At 71.9% G+C, this 20,316-nt stretch carries 21 protein-coding genes; 9 read left to right on the top strand and 12 right to left on the bottom strand.

Annotated features, from left to right (window positions below; translation table 11 throughout):
• Window positions 1–10 precede the first annotated feature (10 nt).
• From IW256_RS19150 to IW256_RS19140, 3 genes are all read right to left on the bottom strand, one after another.
• Window positions 11–769, bottom strand: a complete 759-nt coding sequence (locus IW256_RS19150) for a cytochrome d ubiquinol oxidase subunit II (RefSeq protein ID WP_231403847.1) — start codon at window positions 767–769, stop codon at window positions 11–13.
• Window positions 770–788: 19 nt separating this feature from the next.
• Window positions 789–2,045 (bottom strand): cytochrome ubiquinol oxidase subunit I, encoded by a 1,257-nt coding sequence (locus IW256_RS19145; RefSeq protein ID WP_197016410.1) that lies wholly within the window; start codon window positions 2,043–2,045, stop codon window positions 789–791.
• Window positions 2,046–2,405: 360 nt separating this feature from the next.
• A complete protein-coding gene (locus IW256_RS19140) occupies window positions 2,406–3,665 on the bottom strand; it encodes a hypothetical protein (protein ID WP_197012285.1) in 1,260 nt (419 codons plus the stop codon).
• Between the two features lie 188 nt (window positions 3,666–3,853).
• Here IW256_RS19140 and IW256_RS19135 point away from each other — a divergent pair, with 188 nt between their 5' ends.
• Complete coding sequence (locus IW256_RS19135) at window positions 3,854–4,123, top strand: hypothetical protein (protein WP_197012284.1); 270 nt, start codon at window positions 3,854–3,856, stop codon at window positions 4,121–4,123.
• Between the two features lie 652 nt (window positions 4,124–4,775).
• Here the strand turns inward: IW256_RS19135 and IW256_RS19130 are convergent.
• Window positions 4,776–5,174 (bottom strand): VOC family protein, encoded by a 399-nt coding sequence (locus tag IW256_RS19130; RefSeq protein WP_197012283.1) that lies wholly within the window; start codon window positions 5,172–5,174, stop codon window positions 4,776–4,778.
• Window positions 5,175–5,337: 163 nt separating this feature from the next.
• Here IW256_RS19130 and IW256_RS19125 point away from each other — a divergent pair, with 163 nt between their 5' ends.
• Window positions 5,338–6,375: a tyrosine-type recombinase/integrase gene (locus IW256_RS19125; protein ID WP_197012282.1), complete on the top strand. Its 1,038-nt coding sequence runs from the start codon at window positions 5,338–5,340 to the stop codon at window positions 6,373–6,375.
• 16 nt (window positions 6,376–6,391) lie between these two features.
• Here the strand turns inward: IW256_RS19125 and IW256_RS19120 are convergent, their stop codons facing one another.
• The 3 genes from IW256_RS19120 to IW256_RS19110 form a co-directional block, all read right to left on the bottom strand.
• A complete protein-coding gene (locus IW256_RS19120; RefSeq protein ID WP_197012281.1) occupies window positions 6,392–7,078 on the bottom strand; it encodes a hypothetical protein in 687 nt (228 codons plus the stop codon).
• A 125-nt stretch (window positions 7,079–7,203) separates the two neighbouring features.
• Window positions 7,204–7,836, bottom strand: a complete 633-nt coding sequence (locus tag IW256_RS19115) for an HAD family hydrolase (protein ID WP_197012280.1) — start codon at window positions 7,834–7,836, stop codon at window positions 7,204–7,206.
• A 110-nt stretch (window positions 7,837–7,946) separates the two neighbouring features.
• Complete coding sequence (locus IW256_RS19110) at window positions 7,947–8,396, bottom strand: DUF1707 SHOCT-like domain-containing protein (RefSeq protein ID WP_197012279.1); 450 nt, start codon at window positions 8,394–8,396, stop codon at window positions 7,947–7,949.
• Window positions 8,397–8,580: 184 nt separating this feature from the next.
• On the opposite strand from IW256_RS19110, the gene IW256_RS42280 reads away from it, so the two are divergent.
• Together IW256_RS42280 and IW256_RS19100 are read left to right on the top strand one after the other, a co-directional pair.
• Window positions 8,581–9,279 carry a DedA family protein gene (locus IW256_RS42280; RefSeq protein ID WP_197012278.1) on the top strand — a complete coding sequence of 233 codons (699 nt, stop codon included), beginning with the start codon at window positions 8,581–8,583 and terminating at the stop codon, window positions 9,277–9,279.
• A gap of 109 nt (window positions 9,280–9,388) precedes the next feature.
• A complete protein-coding gene (locus tag IW256_RS19100; protein ID WP_197012277.1) occupies window positions 9,389–10,105 on the top strand; it encodes a phosphatase PAP2 family protein in 717 nt (238 codons plus the stop codon).
• 163 nt (window positions 10,106–10,268) lie between these two features.
• Here the strand turns inward: IW256_RS19100 and IW256_RS19095 are convergent, their stop codons facing one another.
• A complete protein-coding gene (locus tag IW256_RS19095) occupies window positions 10,269–10,925 on the bottom strand; it encodes a response regulator (protein WP_197012276.1) in 657 nt (218 codons plus the stop codon).
• Between the two features lie 71 nt (window positions 10,926–10,996).
• Window positions 10,997–12,817: a sensor histidine kinase gene (locus IW256_RS19090; RefSeq protein WP_307828959.1), complete on the bottom strand. Its 1,821-nt coding sequence runs from the start codon at window positions 12,815–12,817 to the stop codon at window positions 10,997–10,999.
• 87 nt (window positions 12,818–12,904) lie between these two features.
• Between IW256_RS19090 and IW256_RS19085 the strand changes: the two genes are divergently transcribed.
• The 4 genes from IW256_RS19085 (at window position 12,905) to IW256_RS19070 (ending at window position 16,540) form a co-directional block, all read left to right on the top strand.
• Window positions 12,905–14,209 (top strand): sensor histidine kinase, encoded by a 1,305-nt coding sequence (locus tag IW256_RS19085; protein WP_307828958.1) that lies wholly within the window; start codon window positions 12,905–12,907, stop codon window positions 14,207–14,209.
• Window positions 14,206–14,871, top strand: coding sequence for a response regulator (locus tag IW256_RS19080; RefSeq protein WP_197012275.1), 666 nt, complete (start codon window positions 14,206–14,208; stop codon window positions 14,869–14,871). Before IW256_RS19085 ends, IW256_RS19080 begins: the two co-directional genes overlap by 4 nt.
• Before the next feature lie 98 nt (window positions 14,872–14,969).
• Window positions 14,970–15,707 carry an RNA polymerase sigma factor gene (locus IW256_RS19075; protein ID WP_307828957.1) on the top strand — a complete coding sequence of 246 codons (738 nt, stop codon included), beginning with the start codon at window positions 14,970–14,972 and terminating at the stop codon, window positions 15,705–15,707.
• The gene (locus IW256_RS19070; RefSeq protein WP_307828956.1) at window positions 15,704–16,540 is read left to right on the top strand and encodes a methylated-DNA--[protein]-cysteine S-methyltransferase; all 837 of its coding nucleotides are present in this window, start codon (window positions 15,704–15,706) and stop codon (window positions 16,538–16,540) included. Before IW256_RS19075 ends, IW256_RS19070 begins: the two co-directional genes overlap by 4 nt.
• A gap of 34 nt (window positions 16,541–16,574) precedes the next feature.
• Here the strand turns inward: IW256_RS19070 and IW256_RS19065 are convergent, their stop codons facing one another.
• The 3 genes from IW256_RS19065 to IW256_RS19055 form a co-directional block, all read right to left on the bottom strand.
• The gene (locus tag IW256_RS19065) at window positions 16,575–17,198 is read right to left on the bottom strand and encodes a YigZ family protein (RefSeq protein WP_197012274.1); all 624 of its coding nucleotides are present in this window, start codon (window positions 17,196–17,198) and stop codon (window positions 16,575–16,577) included.
• Window positions 17,199–17,256: 58 nt separating this feature from the next.
• Complete coding sequence (locus IW256_RS19060; RefSeq protein WP_197012273.1) at window positions 17,257–18,129, bottom strand: DUF3152 domain-containing protein; 873 nt, start codon at window positions 18,127–18,129, stop codon at window positions 17,257–17,259.
• Window positions 18,130–18,449: 320 nt separating this feature from the next.
• Window positions 18,450–19,103 (bottom strand): TetR/AcrR family transcriptional regulator, encoded by a 654-nt coding sequence (locus tag IW256_RS19055; RefSeq protein WP_307828955.1) that lies wholly within the window; start codon window positions 19,101–19,103, stop codon window positions 18,450–18,452.
• 97 nt (window positions 19,104–19,200) lie between these two features.
• Here IW256_RS19055 and IW256_RS19050 point away from each other — a divergent pair, with 97 nt between their 5' ends.
• A complete protein-coding gene (locus IW256_RS19050; RefSeq protein ID WP_231403846.1) occupies window positions 19,201–20,217 on the top strand; it encodes a hypothetical protein in 1,017 nt (338 codons plus the stop codon).
• Window positions 20,218–20,316: the final 99 nt, after the last annotated feature.

Raw genomic sequence — 20,316 nt, 5'->3', positions numbered from 1 at the left:
CCGCCCCCGGTCACAAGTAGGAGGGCGAATCCACACGCCCCCAGAACGTCCGCCACACCAGCGCCTGCGCGGCCAGCAGCAACGGCAGCAGCACCGCCGTCATCACCGCCGTCGCCGCCAACCCCGTCCCCGACGAAGCCACCTGCGACCACGGCAACCGCCACCCGGCCACCAGCGCCACCGCCACCAGCGCCACCGCCGACACCTCGAACCGCCCCGGCACCCGCCGCGCCCGCTCCAGCACCGCACCCGCCGACCGCAACCGCGCGAAACCGGCACCGTGCACCGCGAACAACGCCGCCAGCGGCAACCCCAGGACACTGCCCGCGTTCAGCCCCGACTCCGAACCGCCACCGGCCACCACGATCGTGCCCAGCAACGACCCCCACGCCAGCGCCAGCCCCCAGCTGCCCGCCACCACCGCCACGTCACAACCACCACGCCACGCCGCCGCCTCCAAACGCCCCCGCAGCCACAACCCCATGTCCCGCACCACCCACGCCACCAGCAGCACCGCGAACAACGGGAACAGGCCCTCCAGCAACCGGTGCTCCAACCCCGGGAACGCCCCGGCGGTGATCCCGGCCAGCGCCACCAGCCACACCTCATGAGCCAGGAAGAACGGCGCGAACGACGCGATCACCACCCGCCGCTCACGCTGCCCCCGCCCCAGCACAGGCAGCAGCATCCCCACCCCGATATCGGCACCGGCCAGCACCAGGTAACCGGCGGTGAACACCGCCATCATCGCCACAGCCAGCATTTCCATCCCCAAGCTCCCCTCGAACTCAGAACGTGGGGGTCAGCGCGGACGAAGCCGCCCCCGGGACCGCATCGGACGGGGCCGCGCCCAGCTGAACCGCCGCCGGCCCCCGCCGCGCGAACCGCAGCAGCAACCAGCCGTTCACCACCGCCAGCACCGCGAACAACCCCGTGAACACCACGAACGACACTGTGATCAGCGCGGGATCCACCTTCGACAGCGCGTCACGCGTCGTCAGCACCCCGTACACCACCCACGGCTGCCGCCCCACCTCGCGGAACACCCAGCCGCCCAGCATCGCCAGATACGGCAGCGGAACCGCCGCCATCAGCACCATGTGGAAGATCCGGCCCCGCACCAGCCACCGCCCGAACGGCAGCTTCAGCAACGCCACCACCGCCAGCAGGAACATCAGCGCCCACGAGAACATCATGATCACTTCGCCCGCCGCCGCCAGACCCGGCGCCTGATAGTCACCCGGCCCGAACCGCGCGACGAACTCGGCCTCCGCCGCCAGCGCCCGCTCCGACCCCGGCTGCTTGGTCGGCTGGATGTAGGCGAACTGCACCCCGCCGAAGACCACCACCGGGAAGATCGACACCACCACCGTCGCCAGCCCGATCCGGATCGACCGCCGGAAGAACTCCACCTCCTCGGTACGCCGGAACAGATGGAACGCGCTCACCCCGGCCATGAAGAACCCGGCCGTCAGCAGACCCCCGAACAGCACGTGGAAGAACGCCAGCACCGCCGTCGGATTGCTCAGCAACGCCCCCAGATCGGTCAGATGCGCCACCCCGTCACGCATCTCGTAACCCACCGGACGCTGCAGCCACCCGTTCGCCACCAGGATGAAATACGCCGACATGTACGCCGTCAGCGTCACCACCCAGATCAGCCCCAGATGCACCCACCGGTTCAGCCGATCCCACCCGAAGATCCACAGGCCCAGGAACGTGGACTCCACGAAGAAGGCCACCACCGTCTCCATCGCCAGCGGAGCCCCGAACACCTCACCCACCAGGGTGGACATGCCACCCCAGTTCATCCCGAACTGGAACTCCATCACCAGCCCGGTCACGATCCCCACCGCGTAATTGATCACATACAGCTGGCCCCAGAACCGCGTCATCCGCGCATGCACCGCACTGCCGCTCAACGTCGCGCGCGTCTGCGTCAACGCCACCAGCGTCGCCAGCCCCAACGTCAACGCGACGAACAGGAAGTGCGTACCGGCGGTCAACGCGAACTGCACCCGCGCCAGCATCAACGGGTCGTCCATCACTCACCCTCAGCCCTCGATCGGTCCACCCGATCCTCGGGCCATCACCCCCACCGGCGAATCGGGCCCGAGCATGGACCCGCACTACACCTTTCGCGTAAGCACCCCAAGATCCCTACATCCCGCGATGTACACCAGACACTGCCGCATCCACCCGAAATCACGGTCGAGGACACCACCGACGCCACAACACGACCACGCCACGGCGGGGGAGAGGCCGGCACCCGCCGACCACAGCACCTACACCCACGCCACCCGCAACCGCACCCACGCCCGCATCCACGCAACAAGTCCCCGCGCACGGACCGCCGTCCAGGCGAACACCGCAGCAAACAACGCTGGGGCATACACGCCGAGGACCTACTCCCCAAGATCCGTGGACAGCCGCTCCGACGCGGCCGCGCGCACCTCGTCCTCCTCCAACGGATCATCACGCCGGGCACGGAGCCGTGCCGCCGCCTCCGCACCGGAGGCAGTGCCACACGCCAGGAGCCGGACCCTCGGCTCACAGTCCCCGAAAGCCTCGCCGACGTACCCGCCGGCCTCCCGTGGCACGACTCCACGCAACCCGACGAGAATGTCGGCCCGGGCATAGGAGTGGGGGACAGAGGCCCACAGATCCCGCAGCACCGGCGCGGCCTCGGCCACCCCCAACCGGCCCAGACCCCGAGCAGGCGCCTCCGTCCCGCACCACTCACCAGCCCGCACCGCACCGGTAAGGGCCTCCATCAGAACCGGAACATCACCGCGGTCACCGTGCTCGGCCAGCACCTCGACACCGTGCTCGGCCAGCAGCTGGTCATCACCGGCGACCCAGACCCTCGCCCGAGGCACCGCCGCCGCTCCCAACTCCCGCAGCGCCCGCGCCAACCACGGAAGGCTGCCATGAGCGGTCCGGACGCTGCGGTCCTCGGCCAGATCGAACACCGACGAGTCACCCCTGCGACCCAACTCCACCAACGCCGGCCCATACGACCTCCGCACCAGGGCCACCAGCCGCGCATCGGTCACGGCCCGGACATCCACCCGCGGCGATCCGGCGGGGGAGACCCGGCCTTCACCACAAGACCGCAGAGCGGCGCGGATTCTCGGCTGCGTGGAACTCCAGGCAGCCCACGGACCCCAACCCGGCTCCACCGCGTCCCGCAGCTCGCCATCGTCCGCACGCGCCAGCACCACCTGCTCCAGGCCCCGGCACAGATCCGGCCCGCCCGACTCCCACATCGCCTCGAGCGCCCACCTCCAATACCGCCCCTCGGCCACGTACCGGCGCAGCGGCCCCAGCGCATCACCGCGCCCGTACCCGACCATGCCGACCAGCACGTCGATCCCCAGGCCGACGCGCCACTCGTCGTCCTCGGCGGCGTCCACCGGGGCGAGCAGATGCTCCGCGATCGGCCCCACCGGCAACTCCAGGTCGACCGCCAGCCGGGTCAGATACCACGCTCGCGCCTCGGTCTGATGGTCGGTACGAGGATCACGGCGGATGCAGTCGTAGACCAGCTCACCGGCACCGGGCTCGGACAACGCCCGCCGCGCCCCCAGCCCGCGCCCGCGCTGCAACTGCCCGTGCAACGTGCCGGCCGGCTCCAGTCCCTCCATGACCGACAGCATGCTCATCCTCTACGACCGTCCACCACCCGTTTTCGCGCCTCATCCGGCGGCCCTCGAGCCGGCGGCCCGGAGACCAACGTGAGCGCATCGATGGGGGAGAGGACCAAGGTCACTACCGTAAGTAATTACATGGGGCTTCTTTAGAGCAAGATCACCATCACCGGCCGACAAAGCCGGGCAAAGGGGAGGACCTGATGGCCGACCACACGAGCCTGCCCGCCGACTTGCCCGTACCGGAGGACGACGGCGCGGCGGCTCACCTGCCCGGCACGCGGATGTCGCACCTGGAACTCCAGGACACCGGCGGCGCGACCATCCACCTCGGCGCGCTCGGCGCGGGCCGGACGGTCATGTACATCTACCCGCTCACCGGCCGCCCGGGCACCGACCTGCCAGGCGGCGTTCGGAGCGTCCGGCGCCTGCCACCGGCAGGCGCGGGGAGGGGCCCGCTCCGCTCTACTTAACATAATGTTCATTATCGACCAACGATGAAGAGCCTGGCGAGAGGGTTGGAGCGGCTGCGGACAACGGTGAAGCGTGACCGCCGAACGGTGCGCCGCGTTCATCGCGTCCGCACCCGCGCTGGCGAGCGAATGCGATGGCCGGTGTGCCGCAGCGGACTTCACGGCGTCGCCCCGTACGGGCAGGACGCTGGCGTGCTCAGGCCGAACGGAGCCGTCCACCGCGATTCACTGCCGATCCACGCCATGGACTCGACTGCGCCAGGTGGATGATGCCGCCCGAGGCTCCCGAGGTGCCTCCGCCGCAAGATCTGGCGCATCGCCGTGTCGTCTGGTGCCGTGATCGGCGTCCGGCTCGCCCGGCGCCGGCGAACGCAGCTCCGTTCACTGGTGATGGCCAGGCCGCTGGGCGGTTTGCCGGTACTCCAGGCCGTCCTGGCTGTTCGCCTTATGGGCCCCTCCGGCGTGGTGCCGAATGGCTCCGCGACGCCCTGCGAATGATTGCTGGGGCCGTCCTGTCGATCACCCGTGGCGCCGCTCGAGCCGGGTGGACCGCGAAATGCGAACGGACAAAGTGGTCTTGACGTGCGAAAAGATGCGATACCGGACAGAAGCTGGATTCTGTCCGGTATCGCATCTTCTTCACTTCAGCCGGTCAGCGGCCGGCGGGCCGTTCCTGGAGCACCCATTGGTTGCCGTCCGGGTCGCTGAAACGGACGAAGTTGTTCCAGGCCCCACCCGGGCCGTCGACCAGTTCGGCGCCCTCGTAGTGCTGCACCTTGCCGGCCTCCACGCCGCGTTCCAGCAGCTGGGCCCGGGCCCGCTCGATGTCCGGGACGACCAGCTGGAGGCCTTTCAGCGATCCCGGTTCCATCTCCGCCATGCCGATGACGATCGAGCAGTTCGAGCCCGGCGGGGTGAGCTGGACGATCCGCACGTTCTCGTCGACCCGGGTGTCGTGGTCGACGGCGAAACCGACCTGCTCGCCGTAGAAACGCTTCGCACGCTCCACATCCGCGACCGGGACCGGCACCACTTCCAGAGTCCATTCCATGCTGGAGATCCTTCCTGATGAGCACTCCCCTGGTTGACTTCGCCGTGAGCGCGAATTCATCGCCCCTCTCCCCCACACCTCATGCGAAGCGCGGCAGTGATCACGGAGAGTCACTGATCGTGTTCGGCGGTTTCTGTCAGAGGAGACCGGTAACGTCCCGCAGGTGCGTCCCACCGATGTCCAGCGCCTCACCGTCGGCGAGGCCGCCGATCGTTATGCCCAGATGGTCCGAGCCAAGACGGCCACCGGCGCGTTGGCGCCCGGTACGGCCGAGGTGTACACGCGCGATGTGCACACCTTCGCCGAGCTGGCCGGTCCCGATCGGGTGCTGGACGACCTGAGCGGGGCGGACGTGGACGAGGTGCTGCTGAAGTTCGCCGCCAAACCCGACGGGCGGCGCAGGTCCCCCTCCCCCGCGGGCCCGGCGTCGGCGCCCCGGCAGAGTCCCTCGTCGCAGTCGCGTTTCCGCAGGTCGTTGTCGGCGTTCTTCCGGTACGCGGCGATCACGGGGTGGGTGCAGCTCAATCCGATGCGGGCGGTGACGCTCAAGCCGAAGCAGCGGGGCGGGCTGCGGGCGGAGCGGCGGGCGCTGACCGTCGAGCAGGCCGACGGGTTGCTGGGGGCGGCGCGGGGGCTGGTGGAGGCGCCGGCCGATCCGGGGCGGCGGGCCGATCAGCGTACGGAGTTGCGGGACGCGCTGGTGGTGTTGCTGCTGGCGGCGGTGGGGCCGCGGGTGTCGGAGCTGACGCGGGCCAACACCGAGGACTTCTTCGTCAACGACGGGACGCGGTACTGGCGGATCTTCGATAAGGGCGGGCGGACCAGGGATGTGCCTCTCCCCCGGGCGGTCGCCGTGGTGCTGGACGCGTACCTGGCCGATGGGCGGCCGGTGCTGGACCGGGGGCGCGAGCCGAAGGCGTTGCTGCTGTCATGGCGTGGGCGCCGGTTGGCGCGGGGCGATGTGCAGGGTGTGATCGACCGGGTTCTGGCTCGGGTGGAGCCGGAGCGGCGGCGGAGCGTGACGCCGCACGGTCTGCGGCATACGACGGCGACGCATCTGCTGGCGGCGGCGACGGACATGGACGCGGTGCGGCGGGTGCTGGGGCACTCGGATCTGTCGACGCTGGGGCGTTACCGGGACGAGCTGCCCGGTGAGCTGGAGGCGGCGATGCGGGTGCATCCGCTGCTGGGGCGGGAGTAGCGGGCCGGGCGGGGGGTCAGATCCAGCCGAGTTCGGTGGGTTCGGGGAAGCCCCGGTGCCAGATGCCGTACACGATCAGCATGATCAGTGCGGGGGCGAAGGCGATGATCAGCAGGCGGCCGAGGTGGTGGCGGGTGGTCCAGCCCCAGGCGGTGAACGCGGCGGTGATGGCGATGGAGACGGCGGCGGTCTGGCCTTCCAGGGCGTTGGTGGTGAAGGTGATCCCGGTGATGAGGGCCAACAGGGCCGGGATGGGGCCGTGGACCGGGGGGCGGCGGGCCAGGGTGAGGGCGAGGGCGGTGATGACGAGGGTGAGGCCGCCGTACCAGAGGTAGTGGCCGATGTACTCGTCCCAGAGGTGGGCGACGCCGCTGGGTTCGACGTTGGCGACGGAGTTGGCGGCCAGGTGGATCCCGTGGCCTTCGACATAGGTGATGGCGCCGGCGAGGTAGAGGATCCAGGTGCGGGGGGACGCTTTTCCGGCGCGGAGGGCGGCCGCGGCGGGCAGGAGGACGGCGTAGGGGGTGATGAGGTCGGCCCAGTCGGCCCAGCGGGTGTCGCCGATGGTGCCGAGCCAGGCCAGTCCGAAGCCGATGTGGTGGGTGAGGCCGTAGGCGATGGCGGTGACGGCGAGCCAGGGCAGGTAGGGGGCGCGTGGGGCGGTGGCGGTCGCGTCGGGTGGCCGGGGTGTGGTGGGGGGCATGTGGCGTCTCCGGGTGAGGTCGGAGGTCCATCATGGCGTGGCCGGGCGGTGGGTGTCCGGTCGGCGCCTGGTCGGTGCCCGGTGTCGCAGGCGCCGAAGGTGCCCGGTGTCAGAGGTGCCCGGTGTCAGAGGAGGGTGCGGGCGAGCCGGTAGGCCTCGGTGAGGTCGTCGCCGCGGTAGTCGAGGGCGGCGATGTCGGCGAGGTGGTGGTCGGCGTTGATGGCGACGGTGTTGGTCAGGTGGCGGAAGAGGGGCGCGTCGGACATGGAGTCGCCGTAGGCGAGGACGCGGTGGCGTGGGAGGTCGTGCCGGGTTCGGAGTTCTTCGGTGATGCGGACCTTGTCGGCGGGGGTGAGGATGCCGGCGGGGTCGAGTGGGGCGGTGAAGGGCAGCGGGGGGAAGCGGGAGGCGATGACCTGGTCGAAGCCGAGGTCGAGCAGGTGGTGGGCGAAGAAGTCCGGTGACATGGTGATGACGGCGCAGTGTTCGCCGCGGGCGCGGATGTCGGCGCAGACGTCGGGGATGCCTTTGAGCCAGGGACCGGCGGCGTAGGCGGCGGCGACGATCTCGGTGGTGAGGTCGTTCCAGAGCCGGTGGATCTCGGCGGAGAAGGCGCGGGTGTCGAGTTCTCCGGTGGAGAAGCGGGCTTCGAGGGTGTGGAGTTCGGGGAGGGTGCCCAGGTGGCGGGCGACTTCCAGGTTGGCGGTGCTTCCGGTGAGGAGGGTGCCGTCCATGTCGAAGATGTGCAGTGTTCCCACAAGTGGATGAGTATGGCGGGGCTGCGCCGGTGGTGGCGAACCGGTTTCGGCGCTGTGCTCCGGGGCTGCGCTGTGCTCCGGGGCTGCGGTGGGTCGGGTGGGCGCGGTGTTCAGTGGCGGGTGGGGTGGTCGGTGCGGTCGCGTTCGGGCCAGATGGCGTAGGACACCAGGATCGCGGCCCAGATGCCGAGCGGGGCCAGGGGCCAATAGAAGCTCCACTCCCCCTCGCGTAGGGAGTTGACGGCCCAGATGGCGGTCATGATGGCGGCGCCGCCGGTCCAGTAGCTCCATTCGTTGAGCCAGGCGCGTTTGTCGGCGTGGTGCTGGGCTGCTTTGCGGGCGGCGTCTTCTTTGGCGAGGGTGGCCTGGGAGGCGGGCAGGTCGGCGGTGAGGGGGTGCAGCTGGGCGAGGGTGGTGGCGGTGGTGGCCTGCTGGAGGCGGATGTCGTATTCGGTGGTGTCGAGGGCGCCTTCGGCCAGGGCGTCGCCGAGTCGTTCGATGGTGGCGTCGCGGTCGCTGTCGGAGGCGCGCAGGGGTGTCGTCGCGGGTTGTGGTTCCATGGTCGCTCCCCGTGTGTGCTGGTGGTTCCAGGATGGCGCGGCGGGGGGTGGGGAGTCGTCCTCCGGGGTGAGGATCCGGTGGTACTTCGTTCGCATGAGGCGGGGTGGCCCCTGTCGGAAGTCAGGGGTGGTGGGGGCCGATCGTGCGATGCCGGGTGGGGTGGTCGTTTTCTAGCGTCGTGGCATGGACGTTTTGGCGGATGTGTTGCATGCGGCGGTGACGTCGCCGTGGTTCTACGTGGCGTTGCTGGTCGTGGCGGTGGTCGACGGGTTCTTCCCGGTGGTGCCGAGCGAGAGCATGTTGATCACTGGTGGGGTGTACGCGGCGACGGGTGAGCCGGAGTTGTGGCTGGTGATCGTGGTGGCCGCGGTGGGGGCGTTCGTGGGTGATCACGTGTCGTATCTGCTGGGACGTGGGTCGGGTGGCCGGTTGGTGGGGCGGTTGAGGCCGGGGTCTCGGTGGCTCGGCGGGCTGGTGTGGGCGCGGGGGGTGCTGGCGGAGCGGGGCGGTCTGATCCTGGTGGTGGCGCGGTACCTGCCGGGTGGGCGTACTGCGGTGACGTTCACGATGGGGGCGGTCGGGTACCGGCTGCGGTCGTTCTCGCTGTTCGCGTTGGTGGCGGCGGTGACGTGGGCGTTGTACGGGGGGTTGCTGGGTTTCGTGGGCGGGTCGGCGTTCGAGGACGATCCGGTCAAGGGTGTGGTGATGGGGATCGGTCTGGCGGTGTCGCTGACGGTGGTGGTGGAGGTGGCGCGGTGGGTGGTGCGGCGTCGGCGGCGGGGCCGGGCGGGCGCTTGCGGGGAGGGTGCCGGGGAGGGCGCCGGGGACGCGGGTGGCGCGGTCGAAAATGGGGTGGTGACTGTGCGAATGTCCCAGCGGTGAGCGGGGGGAACGTGACATTCTCTACACATTCGTGAACGTGCAGTGAACAAAGACGGTCCGGCGCGGGATCTCATCTCGTGTACGGGCCGTCTCGAGCGTGAGGGAGAGCATGCAAGCGCCAGGGTTCAGCGCCGATTGGTATCGCGCGGTCACCGAGTTCGCCCACGGGACGCCTGCGTGGGTGCATTCGGTGGCGGAGATCGGGACGGACGCGGGACTGCTGCTGTTCGCCGCGCTGTTCGTGGCGGGCTGGTGGCGTGCGCGCGTGCGGGACTCTCGGGAGATGGGTCTGGCGTTGCTGGCGCCGGTCGCGGTGGTGGCGGCGTACCTGGTCAGTGAGGTGTCCAAGTCGTTCCTGCGGGAGGAGCGGCCGTGCCGGGCGGTGGCTGGGGCGTTGAACATCGCCGAGTGCCCGTCGGTGGGTGACTGGTCGTTCCCGAGCAATCACGCGACGATCGCGGCGGCGTCGGCGGCGGCGATCGTGGTGACGTGGCGGGCGATGGCGCCGCTGGTGCTGCCGCTGGCGGTGGTGATGGCGTTCTCGCGGGTGTTCGTGGGCGTGCACTACCCGCATGATGTGGCGGCGGGTTTCGTGGTCGGCGTGGTGGTGGCGCCGCTGGTGGCGCTGGTGGCGGTGCGGTTGGTGGCGGTGCTGGTGACGTCGCTTCGTGGTGTGGGGGCCGGTGCGGTGTTGCTGGGGCGTCCGCCTGTGGTGGAGGGTCCTCCCTCCCCCGCCGTGGGGGGCGGGATGCCTGCGGCGGGGGCGGCGGTGACCTCTCCTGATGTGATGGCGGGTTCGGGGCCGGTTCCGCCGCGGCGGGGCTGAGTCTGAACGTGTGATCGGGCCGTCTGGTCAGGTCGTGTGATCGGGCCGGTTGTGTGGTGGACCCCGTCGTGGTGCCGTATGGTGCCGCGGCGGGGTCCGCGCGTTGACGGGGCCGTTGGTGGGTGGTGGGTGGTGGGTGTGGTGTGCGGGCGGGTGGTGCGGGTCAGGTCTTGGGGACCAGACCGGCCTCGTAGGCCACGATGGCGGCCTGTACGCGGTTCTTGACGTCGAGGCGGGTGAGGATGGCGCTGACGTAGGCCTTGACGGTGCCTTCGACGACGTGGAGGCGTCGGGCGATCTCGGCGTTGGACAGTCCCTCGCCGACCAGGGCCAGTACTTGGCGTTCGCGTGGGGTGAGGGTGTCGGTGCGGCGTCGTGCGGCGGTGCCGTGGGACATGCGGCCTCCGCCGAGTTCGGTGATGACGCGGTGGGCGACCTTGGGTGAGAGGTAGGCGGCGCCGCCGGCGACGGCGTGGACGCCGGCGAGGAGTTCGTGGGGGTCGCCGGATTTGAGGAGGAATCCGGAGGCGCCGCCGGCGAGGGCGCGGGCGATGTAGTCGTCCTCGCCGAAGGTGGTGAGCATGATCACCGAGGTGGTGGGGAGGGCGCGGGCGAGTTCGGCGGCGGTGGCCAGGCCGTCCAGGTGGGGCATGCGGATGTCCAGGAGGGCCACGTCGGGGCGGTGCGCGAGGGCCTGCTCGATGGCCTGGCGCCCGTCGCCGGCCTCGGCGACGACCTCGATGCCGGGGTCGGCGGACAGGATCGCCCGCACCCCGGCGCGGATCATCGCTTCGTCGTCGGCGAGCAGGACGCGGATCACGGTGGGGGTTTCCTTTTCTCGTCTGCCGCTGTGGTGGGCGGTCGGGGTGTTCGGCGGCGGGTGGGGGCGGTTCACTCGGGCGTCGGCCGTGGTGGCCGCAGGGCGTCCTTGTGGGCCAGCCGCCCTCCGGTGAAGCAGAGCCGGTAGACCGTTCCCAGGCCCAGGATGTTGGCGTCGGCGCGGTAGTAGCGGCATCGGGTGCCGGGTGGTTCGGGGTATTCGTTGCGGCGGGTCTCGGCGCTGATCAGTTCCTTGGGGGGCAGTGTTCGCTGCACGGTGGCCTGTTCGGTTCCCGGGCGCAGGGCGGCGTACTGGGAGGGGGGCAGGACCGAGTTCAGGGTGACGAAGGCGTAGTAGCCGACCATGACCGCCGACAGGGCCGCCACCAGTCCGGTGGGGACGGCGATGGCGGTGACCAGTCCCCTGCGGACCTGGCGGCGTTCGCGTGCCAGCCTGCGCGCCGATTCGGTCTGTGTCCGTGGTGGTGGCGTGGGGCCGGTCGGGGGGTGTTGTGCGGTGGTGGGGGGCGGGGGTGGCGTGCCGGGGGGTACGTCGGGCAGGTGGGCGTGGACCTGGAAGCCGCCGTCGGTGGTGGGGCCGGTGCGCAGGGTGCCGCCGGCCAGGCGTACCCGTTCGGCCAGGCCGGCCAGTCCGTGCCCGCCGCCGGTGCCTGCGGTGGGAGCGGGTGGCGGGGTGGTGGTGGGGGGTGGTCGGTTGGTGATCGACACGGTGAGCCCGCCGGGGGTGCGGGTCAGGCGTACCGTGATCGGGGCGCCGGGGGCGTGCTTGGTGGCGTTGGTGAGTGCCTCCTGGACGACGCGGTGCGCGGCCAGGGTCACCATCGGCGCGGGTTCGGGTTCGGGTTCGGGCGTGTGCGGGGTGCCGGGCTCTGGGGTTTCGGGGGCCGAAGTGTCGGGGGCCTGGGTTTCGGGGGCCTGGGCGGGGCCGGTGAGAAGCCGGACGGGGATGCCCGAGGCGTGGGCGCGTTCGACCAGTTCGGTGATGCTCTCGTGGACCGGGCGGGTAGGCGCCGCCGGTTCGCCCGCGTGGCCGAGGCCGAAGCCGGGGCCGGGGGTGGAGTCGGGGCCGGTGGCGGACCAGGTGCCTTCGCGGAGGACTCCGATGATCTCGCGGAGGTGCTCGGTGGCCTCGGCCGCGCCGGCGCGCAGTTCGGCGGCGGCGCGGCGGTGCCGTTCGTCCAGGCCGGGGGCGACCTGCAGCGCGCCGGCCCGTACCGCGATGAGGGCGAGTTCGTGGCCCAGGGAGTCGTGCATGTCCTGGGCGATGCGGGCGCGTTCGCGCAGCCGTTCGCGTTCGGCGACGATGCGCTGCTGCTGTTCGAGGCGTTCGGCGCGTTCCCATCCGGCGTGGACCAGTTCCTGGTACTGGCGCCAGTAGCGGCCTACCAGCCAGGGCAGTACGCCCAGCAGGACCAGCCAGATGGTCAGGGGGAACCAGGTGGTGACGTCGATGCCGCGGACGATGTTGAGTGTGGTTCCGACGGCGAAGACGGCGGTGAAGGCCCACAGCACCGGGCGTGCGCGGGCCATGCGGCGTCCGGTGAGGTAGGCCATCACCGGCAGCCCGAAGACGAAGTTGCCGTGGACGGCGATCAGCGCGGTGGTGGTCAGGAGGGGGGCGAGGGGCCAGGCGCGGCCGGCGGCGACCGCGGCGGCCATCAGCGCCAGCCCGGCGCCCTGGGCCCACCATCCCGGTTCGGAGGGTGCGGGCGGCAGCATCATGCCCAGGAGCACCGGGAGGGACACCGCCGCCCACAGGGCCGCGTCCAGGACGGCCGGGCTGGAGGCGGGGTGGGCCAGGACCTCGCGTATGGTCCGTGGTCCTTGTGCGGCGGGCAGGACGCCGGGCCGTGGGTCGTTCTGGCCGTTCACCCTGGCCAGGCTACAAGTGGGTGGGTGGTGCCGGTACTGACGAAAGTCAGGGGGCTGCTCCCCCGGCGGCTGAACTACGGTGGTCGCGTGCACACGATCAGCCGGCCGCGGGGCCGCAACGGTGACCTGGCGGTGGCGATCGTCACGCTCATCGTGACCCTGGTGATGTCGGCGGGCGCCGCCCAGCCCGGCGACCGGTCGCTGTGGCCCGGCGGGGTGGCGTTGATCGTGCTCAGCTCGGCGGTCCTGGTGGTGCGGCGGCGGTATCCGGTGCTGGTCCTGATGGTGGTCACGGTGGCCACGCCGCTGTATTACCCGATGGGCTATCCCGACGGCCCGATCGCGTTCGTGTTCCTGATCGCGTTGTTCAACGCAGCGGTCGAGTGCCGGCTGCCGGTGTCGCTGTGGGCGGTCATCGCGATCAACGCCGGGTTCGTGGGCGTGGGGGTGCTGCGCGGCGACGGGACCGCGCCCGAGGATCCCAGTGCGGTGGTGGACGCCGAGAGCGTGGCGGGACTGAGCGTCCTGCTGCTGGTCACGGTGGCGATGGGCCAGTACGTGCGGGGCCGGCGCGCGCAGCTGCGCGCGGCGGAGTTGCGGGCGGCCGAGGCCGAACGCGACCGTGAGCAGGAGGCGCGCCGCCGCGCCACCGAGGAGCGGCTGCGCATCGCCCGGGAGCTGCACGACGTCCTGGCCCACCAGATCTCGTTGATCAACGTGCAGGCGGGGGCGGCGCTGCATCGCCGTGACGATCCCGAACAGGCGTACGCGTCGCTGGAGGCGATCAAGGCGGCCAGCAAGGAGACGCTGCGGGAGCTGCGCGGGGTGCTGGGCGTGCTGCGGCAGGTCGATGAGGGGCCGGAGGCGGGCAGCCCGGTGGGTCCCGCTCCGTCCCTGGCCGGGTTGTCGGCGCTGCTGGAGGGGACGCGTGCGTCGGGGCTGGTGGTGCGCCGTCGCGGGGAGGTCGGCGACGCGGAGCTGGCCGGGCTGGTTGCGCCGCCGGCGTCGCTGGCGGGTTACCGGATCGTTCAGGAGGCGCTGACCAACGTGGTGCGGCATGCGGGCGCGGGAACGGTCACGGTCACGGTACGGTGCGCGGACGGGTCGGTGATCGTTGAGGTCGTCGACGACGGGACGGGGCCGGCCGATCCGGGGGCCCTGGAGCGTGGAAACGGGCTGCGCGGGATGCGTGAGCGTGCCGCGGCGGTCGGTGGTGAGGTCACCGTGGGGCCCGCCCCCGGTGGCGGGTTCGGGGTTCGTGCCAGGCTGCCGGCGGTACGGGCCGCAGGTGGTGAGGGGTCCGCGGGCGGTGGGCCTGCTGTGGACGCGGGTGAGACGACGGAGGTAGGGGTGCGGCGGTCGATGCGGGACCGGGCGGGAGACGGCGCGTGATCCGGGTGGTGCTGGCCGATGACCAGACGCTGGTGCGGGCCGGGTTCCGGTCGATCCTGGAGGGCGAGGACGACATCGAGATCGTCGCCGAGGCCGGCGATGGTGAGCGGGCGGTGCGGCTGGCGGCCGAGCTGCGCCCGCACGTGGTCTTGATGGACATCCGGATGCCGGTGCTGGACGGGCTGGAGGCCACCCGCCGGATCGTCACCGATCCGCGGTTGTCGGACGTCAAGGTGGTGATCTTGACGACGTTCGATCTGGACGACTACGTCTATGGTGCGATCAAGGCGGGGGCCAGCGGGTTCCTGGTCAAGGACACCGAGCCGCCCGAGCTGATCCACGGGGTGCGGGTGGTGGCGCGCGGGGACGCGCTGCTGGCGCCGACGGTGACGCGGCGGCTGATCGCCGAATTCGCCGCGCGGATCTCGGCGCCGCCTCCGGCGGTGGAGCTGAACGCGCTCACCGACCGGGAGCGGGAGGTGCTGGAGCTGGTCGCGGCCGGCCTGTCCAACGAGGAGATCGCCGGGCGGCTGGTGCTCAGTCCCGCCACCGCCAAGACCCATGTCAGCCGGATCCTGGCCAAGCTGGGGGCGCGTGACCGGGCTCAGCTGGTGGTGCTGGCCTATGAGACGGGCATGATCCGTCCGGGCTGGCTCGGCTGACCCCTTCCCCCTCTCCCCCTGGGGCCGCGGCGGGGTGCGCGTCGGCATGGGGTGGGTCGGGGGTGCAACGTGGGAGGGGGCGGTGGTGTTGAGGGGGTGTGACGGTTACCGACCACGTGCGCGGCCGTGCCACCGGCTCCCGCGCCGCCGCCCGCCTCGCCGGGTCCGTTGAGGATCCCGGGCGGGCCGGGTACGACGACGCAGAGGTGAACGTTCCCGACATCGTGACCGGCGGCCGGGCCGGTGAGGAGGCCGCGGCCGTCGCGGCCGCGCTCGCCGACGACCTGGACGCCGGGTTCGTGGTCCTGTACGACACCTACCGGGGCACGGTGTTCTCCACCGCGCTGCGGTTGTGCGGGCGGTGGGCCGAGGCCGAGGACCTGTCGGCCGAGGCGTTCCTGCGCGCCTACCGGGCGCTGTGCGGGTACTCCCCCGAACGCCTGGCGGCGCTGCGGCCCCGGGCCTGGCTGCTGACGATCCTGATGAACCAGTGGCGTAACTCGCTGCGTTCGGCCGCGCGGCGCCCGCAGTCCGAACCGTTGCAGGAGGCGCCCGATCCCGCCGACCCCCGGCAGGACGTGGAGGCCGCGGCGGCACGCCACGAGACCGGGCGCGAGCTGGCCGGGCTGCTGGCCGAGCTCGGTCCCCTGCAGCGTGCGGCGGTGGTGCTGCGCCATGTCGCCGACCTGCCGGTCGCCGAGATCGCCGCCGTGCTCGATCTGCCCGAGGGCACCGTCAAGTCGCACATCTCCCGGGGCCTGGCCCGGCTGCGCGTGCTCCATTCCCGGCGGCCGCTTCCCCCGCCTCACCGCGAGCAAGAAGGAGGCATCCCGTGACCCACCACGACACCGAACTCGAACACACCGGCCCCGAGGGCACCGGGCTCGAGGACACCGGCCCCGAAAACACCGGGCTGGAGGACACCGGGCTCGAAGGGGTCCTGGCCGCCCTGGCCGCCGACGCCCCGCCCTCCCTGCTGGAGCGGATCGTGGCCCGCCGCGTCCTGGTGCCCGGCCCCCTGGAGGACCTGCGCGTGGCATTCACCGACCAGGGCGTGGCGTTCCTGCGGGCGGGCATGGACGAGCGCGCGTTCACCGACGCCTTCCGCCGCCGGTTCGCGCGCCCGCTGCTGCCGGCCGAGCGTCCCCCCGCCGGGCTGATCCCGGCCCTGCGCGGTGGACGGCCCGGCGGGCTGCGCCTGGACCTGCGCGGCCTCAGCGCCTTCGAGGCCGCGGTGCTGCGCGCCGCGGCCACCATCCCGCGCGGGCAGACCCGCCCCTACGCCTGGGTCGCCGCGCGGGCCGGCAACCCCAGGGCCGTCCGCGCCGCCGGGTCGGCGCTGGGCCGCAACCCGGTGCCGCTGCTGGTCCCCTGCCACCGTGTCACCCGTTCCGACGGGACGCTCGGGCAGTACGTGTTCGGTGCGGCCGCCAAGGAACGGCTGCTGCGCGCCGAGAACGTCGATCTGGACCAGGTCGCCGCGTTCGCCCGTCAGGGAGTGCGTTACCTCGGCAGTGACACCACCGGAGTGGTGTGCTTCCCCACCTGCGCCGACGCGCGGCGCATCACCCCCGGGCACCGGCACGGCTTCGCGACCCTGGCCGACGCGCGGTCCCAGGGGTACCGGCCCTGCCTGCACTGCCGTCCCGAACTGGCCCAGCCCGCCTGAACGGCACACCCGAGCACCCCGCGTGGCGGGGGGTTCAGGTGAGGGGGACCTCGATGTAGCCGGTGGCGCCGCGGCCGGTGCGGGCGCGGCCCGCCGTCACCTGCGCGGCCCACGCCTCGAACGCCTCCACCTCGGGCACCGGTACGGGGACGTCGGCCTCCACGGCCTGGCCGTAGCGGACGTCGGCGGGCTGGTGCCCGGCGCCGTGCAGGTCACCCAGGAAACGGCCCGCCAGCGCGTGCTCCACCCGTACCGTCACGGTGACCACGGGACGCCGTTCCACGACACCGACGGTGTCGATCGTCTCGGCCACCGCCTGCGCGTAGGCGCGTACCAGTCCCCCGGCGCCCAGTTTCACCCCGCCGAAGTAGCGGGTCACCACCGCGACCACGTCGGTCAGGCCGCGGCGGACCAGGACCTCCAGCATGGGGATCCCCGCCGTTCCCGCGGGTTCGCCGTCGTCGCTGCTCTTGGTGATCTCGGCGTGCTCGCCCACCACGTAGGCGGTGCAGTTGTGGGTGGCGTCGCGGTGCGCGCGGCGGTGCCGGGCGATGAAGTCCACCGCTTCGGTCTCGCTGCGGGCGCGGGCCAGCGTGCAGATGAACCGGGATCTGCGGATCTCCACCTCGTGGGAGCCGGCCTGGGTGATCGTTCGCATGGTGTGCACCCGAGTGTAGGGCCGGCGCCCTCGTCACCGTGGCCGGGCCCGCGGCGGCTCAGTCCGGCGGATAGGGCCAGGGGTTGGCGCGGCACCCGTACAGCGACTTGGTCTGCTGCACCATGACCGGTGCCTTCAGCCCCCGCCCCGGGCACCGGTCGTGCCCGTGCCCGAGTGCGTGGCCGACCTCGTGGTTGACCAGGTACTCGCGGTAGGCGGCCAGGTCGCCGCGGTAGGACGGCGCGCCCTCACCCCAGCGGCGCGCGTTGAGGACCGCGCGTCCGCCGCTGTGGCACGACAGCCGCCCGTGGGTGTGCAGGGGCAGGCACATGCGGTCGGTCAGCGCCGGGCTCGACAGCGACACCCGGAAGCTCACCGGGCCGCCGCTCACCCGCTGGAACCGCAGCGTCCCCCCGTGGCCCCAGCCGCGCGGATCGTTGAGGACACCGTGCACCACGGCGGCGAACTCCTCCGCCTGGAACGGCAGGCCGCGTTCGACCTCGACCGCGTACCGCACCAGTTCGCCGCGCCTGCCGCGCGGTGGCGGCGCCGTGCCCGCGACGACGCCGTACCGGCCACTGGCCTGGCGCGGCACGCCCACCCGCGCCGGCTGCCGGCGCCCGTTGACCACCGGCACATTGGCCGTCCCCGCCCTCTCCCGTGCCCGCGCGTCCGCCTGGGTGCCGGTACGGGCATCCGGTCGCGCGCGCTTGGCGGCGTCGGCATCCCCCGCGTGCCCTGCGTGGCTGGGGCCGCCGGCCGTCCACGCCGCCACCCCGGCCGCGGCGGTGACCGAGGCGGCCGCCACGGCGCCCAGCGCCAGCGTCCAGCCGCGCCGGCCCAGGCGCCGGGTGCGGCGGCCGGGCGGGCCGGGTTGGTCGGGGGCGTGCGGGCGGGCGGGTGCGTACACCGGTTGCCTGCTCTCGGGCATCACACCGCCCCCCCTGGTACGACGACGCCACGCGAAGATCGTTGATCTTTCTCGCGCATCGTAACCGGGGCGCCGCGCCCGGCCGCGCAGCCGACTTCTCGCATGTCGCGCCGCAAACCGGGAGTCCGGTAGCAAGGAGGGAATTTCCCTCGAAGTGGCCTCTGACCTGGATTGATACGGAGTTCCATGGCTGAGGTCTCCAGCCGAGCCCGACGCTGACGGTGATCAGGTGCCGCTGGTGCGGGAGTCCTCCTGACCGCGTTCGCTCCAGGGCGTGGGGTGGAGATCAGCGGGGCCGGCGGGCCAGGTGAGGCGCGAGTTCACTGATGCCGGCGGCGGAGTGCCCGTTGCTCTGCGGCGTCGAGCGCGGGTGTGAGGGGTGCGAGCGTGGTGCGCAGGAGGTCCGGTAGCGAGCCGGACGGCACGACGAGCCCGCCGGCCGTGGAGGACGAGACGGTCGTCTGCAGCCACTGCTCGAGCGCCACGCGGACTGCGGCGGCCACGCTCGCCGCGAGCACCCGTGCGGTGTGCGGGTCGCCATCGCCGAGACGCTCGGCGATGGCTTCGGTGAGGGGACGTTCGATCGCGGTGGTGGCGTGGACGAATGCGTCGCGCAGCGCGGGACGGGTGGTGATCAGCAGCAGCGCCTCCTGCCCGGGTGCGTCCGGGGCGGTGTACTGATCCACGACGGCCCCGATGACGGCGTCGGCGAGGCCGACGCCGTCGGGCCGGTCGGCCACCGCCGCCGCGACCCGTGCCTCTCGTTCGCTGGTGACGGCGGCGACGATCGCCTGTTCGCGGCTGGAGAAGTAGTTGTTGTACGTCCTCGGTGAGACGCCGGCGGCCTCGGCGATGTCATCGACGCGCACGTTGTCCGGTCCGCGCTCCAGGGCAAGCCGCAGGGCCGCCGCGCGCAGTGCCTCTCGGGTGGCCTGCTTCTTCTGCTCGCGCAGCCCCGACCGTCTCGTCGTCACGGTGCCAGCATACTCTGCATGCGTGCACGCAAGTTTGCGTGCGCGCAAATTTATGCCTAGCCTGGCCGCCTCACCCCCTCAGGAAGGAACCAGGACGATGAGGGCCAAGGGCATCAGCTACGACACCGGCTTCGTCAAGAACGGAGCCACCTCCCGCAAGCGCTTCGACCCGGACGTGGTCGAGCGCGAGCTGCGTATCATCCGCGATGACCTGCACTGCACCGCGGTCCGCGTCATGGGCGGTGACCCCGAACGGATCGAGGTCGCGGCGGCGCACGCCGCCGATCTGGGGCTGGAGGTCTGGTTCTCCCCCTACCCCCTCGAACTGACCGCCGAGGAGATGCTGTCGCTGTTCGCGGACTGCGCCGAACGCGCGGAGCGGCTGAGGCGGCGGGGAGCCGAGGTCGTGTTCGTCGTCGGCGCCGAGCTGAGCCTGATGAATCCCGGGTTCCTGCCCGGAGACAGCACCGACGAGCGGGTCGCGCTGCTGCGCCGGCCGGATCGCGTGCGGGAGCAGCTCGGCGAGGTCAGCGCACGTGTCAACGCATTCCTCGGCAAGGCCGTTCAACTGGTCCGCGAGCGCTTCGACGGCAAGGTGACCTACGCCTCCGTGCCGTTCGAACGGGTCGACTGGGCACCCTTCGACATCGTGTCCATGGATCTCTACCGGTCGGCCGAGATCGCCGACCGTTTCACCGACGGCGTCCGTGACCTGGTCGCGCAGGGAAAGCCGGTCGCGATCACCGAGTTCGGCGCAGCCGGCTACCAGGGCGCCGGCGACCGGGGCGCTCTCGCTCTGGAGATCGTCGAGTACGGCAAGGACGGGCCCGTCCGGCTGAAGGGCGACCATGCCCGGGACGAGCCCGGCCAGGCCGCCTACGTGCGTGAGCTGCTGGAGGCATTCGACGCCGGCGGCGTCGACGGCGCGTTCGTGTTCACCTTCGCCCTGTACGACCATGTGCACCGGCCCGACGGCGATCCCCGCGACGACCTGGACCTGGCCAGTTACGGCATCGTCAAGGTCTACGAGGACCGGCTCGGAGCCACCTACCCCGACATGCCCTGGGAACCCAAGGCCGCCTTCACCACCCTCGCCGAGTACTACCGCGGCTGACCACGGCCCGGGTCCGCGGCCCGAAGCGAGCCGCACCGGCACCACCCACAAGTGTGCGCCTCAGCGCTCCACCCGTCCCGTCCCCTTTTTTCCATGCCG

Source organism: Actinomadura viridis, from assembly GCF_015751755.1.
Taxonomy (GTDB): Bacteria; Actinomycetota; Actinomycetes; order Streptosporangiales; family Streptosporangiaceae; genus Spirillospora; species Spirillospora viridis.
Note: the sequence above shows the minus strand (reverse complement) of the source record. Positions and strands in the feature narration are given on the sequence as shown.

Coding starts and splice junctions, on each gene's coding strand:
- IW256_RS19060 (WP_197012273.1), bottom strand. CDS start 18,129: ATGCCCGAGAGCAGGCAACCGGTGTACGCACCCGCCCGCCCGCACGCC.
- IW256_RS19140 (WP_197012285.1), bottom strand. CDS start 3,665: ATGAGCATGCTGTCGGTCATGGAGGGACTGGAGCCGGCCGGCACGTTG.
- IW256_RS19145 (WP_197016410.1), bottom strand. CDS start 2,045: ATGGACGACCCGTTGATGCTGGCGCGGGTGCAGTTCGCGTTGACCGCC.
- IW256_RS19050 (WP_231403846.1), top strand. CDS start 19,201: ATGAGGGCCAAGGGCATCAGCTACGACACCGGCTTCGTCAAGAACGGA.
- IW256_RS19150 (WP_231403847.1), bottom strand. CDS start 769: ATGGAAATGCTGGCTGTGGCGATGATGGCGGTGTTCACCGCCGGTTAC.
- IW256_RS42280 (WP_197012278.1), top strand. CDS start 8,581: ATGGACGTTTTGGCGGATGTGTTGCATGCGGCGGTGACGTCGCCGTGG.
- IW256_RS19120 (WP_197012281.1), bottom strand. CDS start 7,078: ATGCCCCCCACCACACCCCGGCCACCCGACGCGACCGCCACCGCCCCA.
- IW256_RS19130 (WP_197012283.1), bottom strand. CDS start 5,174: ATGGAATGGACTCTGGAAGTGGTGCCGGTCCCGGTCGCGGATGTGGAG.
- IW256_RS19135 (WP_197012284.1), top strand. CDS start 3,854: ATGGCCGACCACACGAGCCTGCCCGCCGACTTGCCCGTACCGGAGGAC.
- IW256_RS19100 (WP_197012277.1), top strand. CDS start 9,389: ATGCAAGCGCCAGGGTTCAGCGCCGATTGGTATCGCGCGGTCACCGAG.
- IW256_RS19065 (WP_197012274.1), bottom strand. CDS start 17,198: ATGCGAACGATCACCCAGGCCGGCTCCCACGAGGTGGAGATCCGCAGA.
- IW256_RS19110 (WP_197012279.1), bottom strand. CDS start 8,396: ATGGAACCACAACCCGCGACGACACCCCTGCGCGCCTCCGACAGCGAC.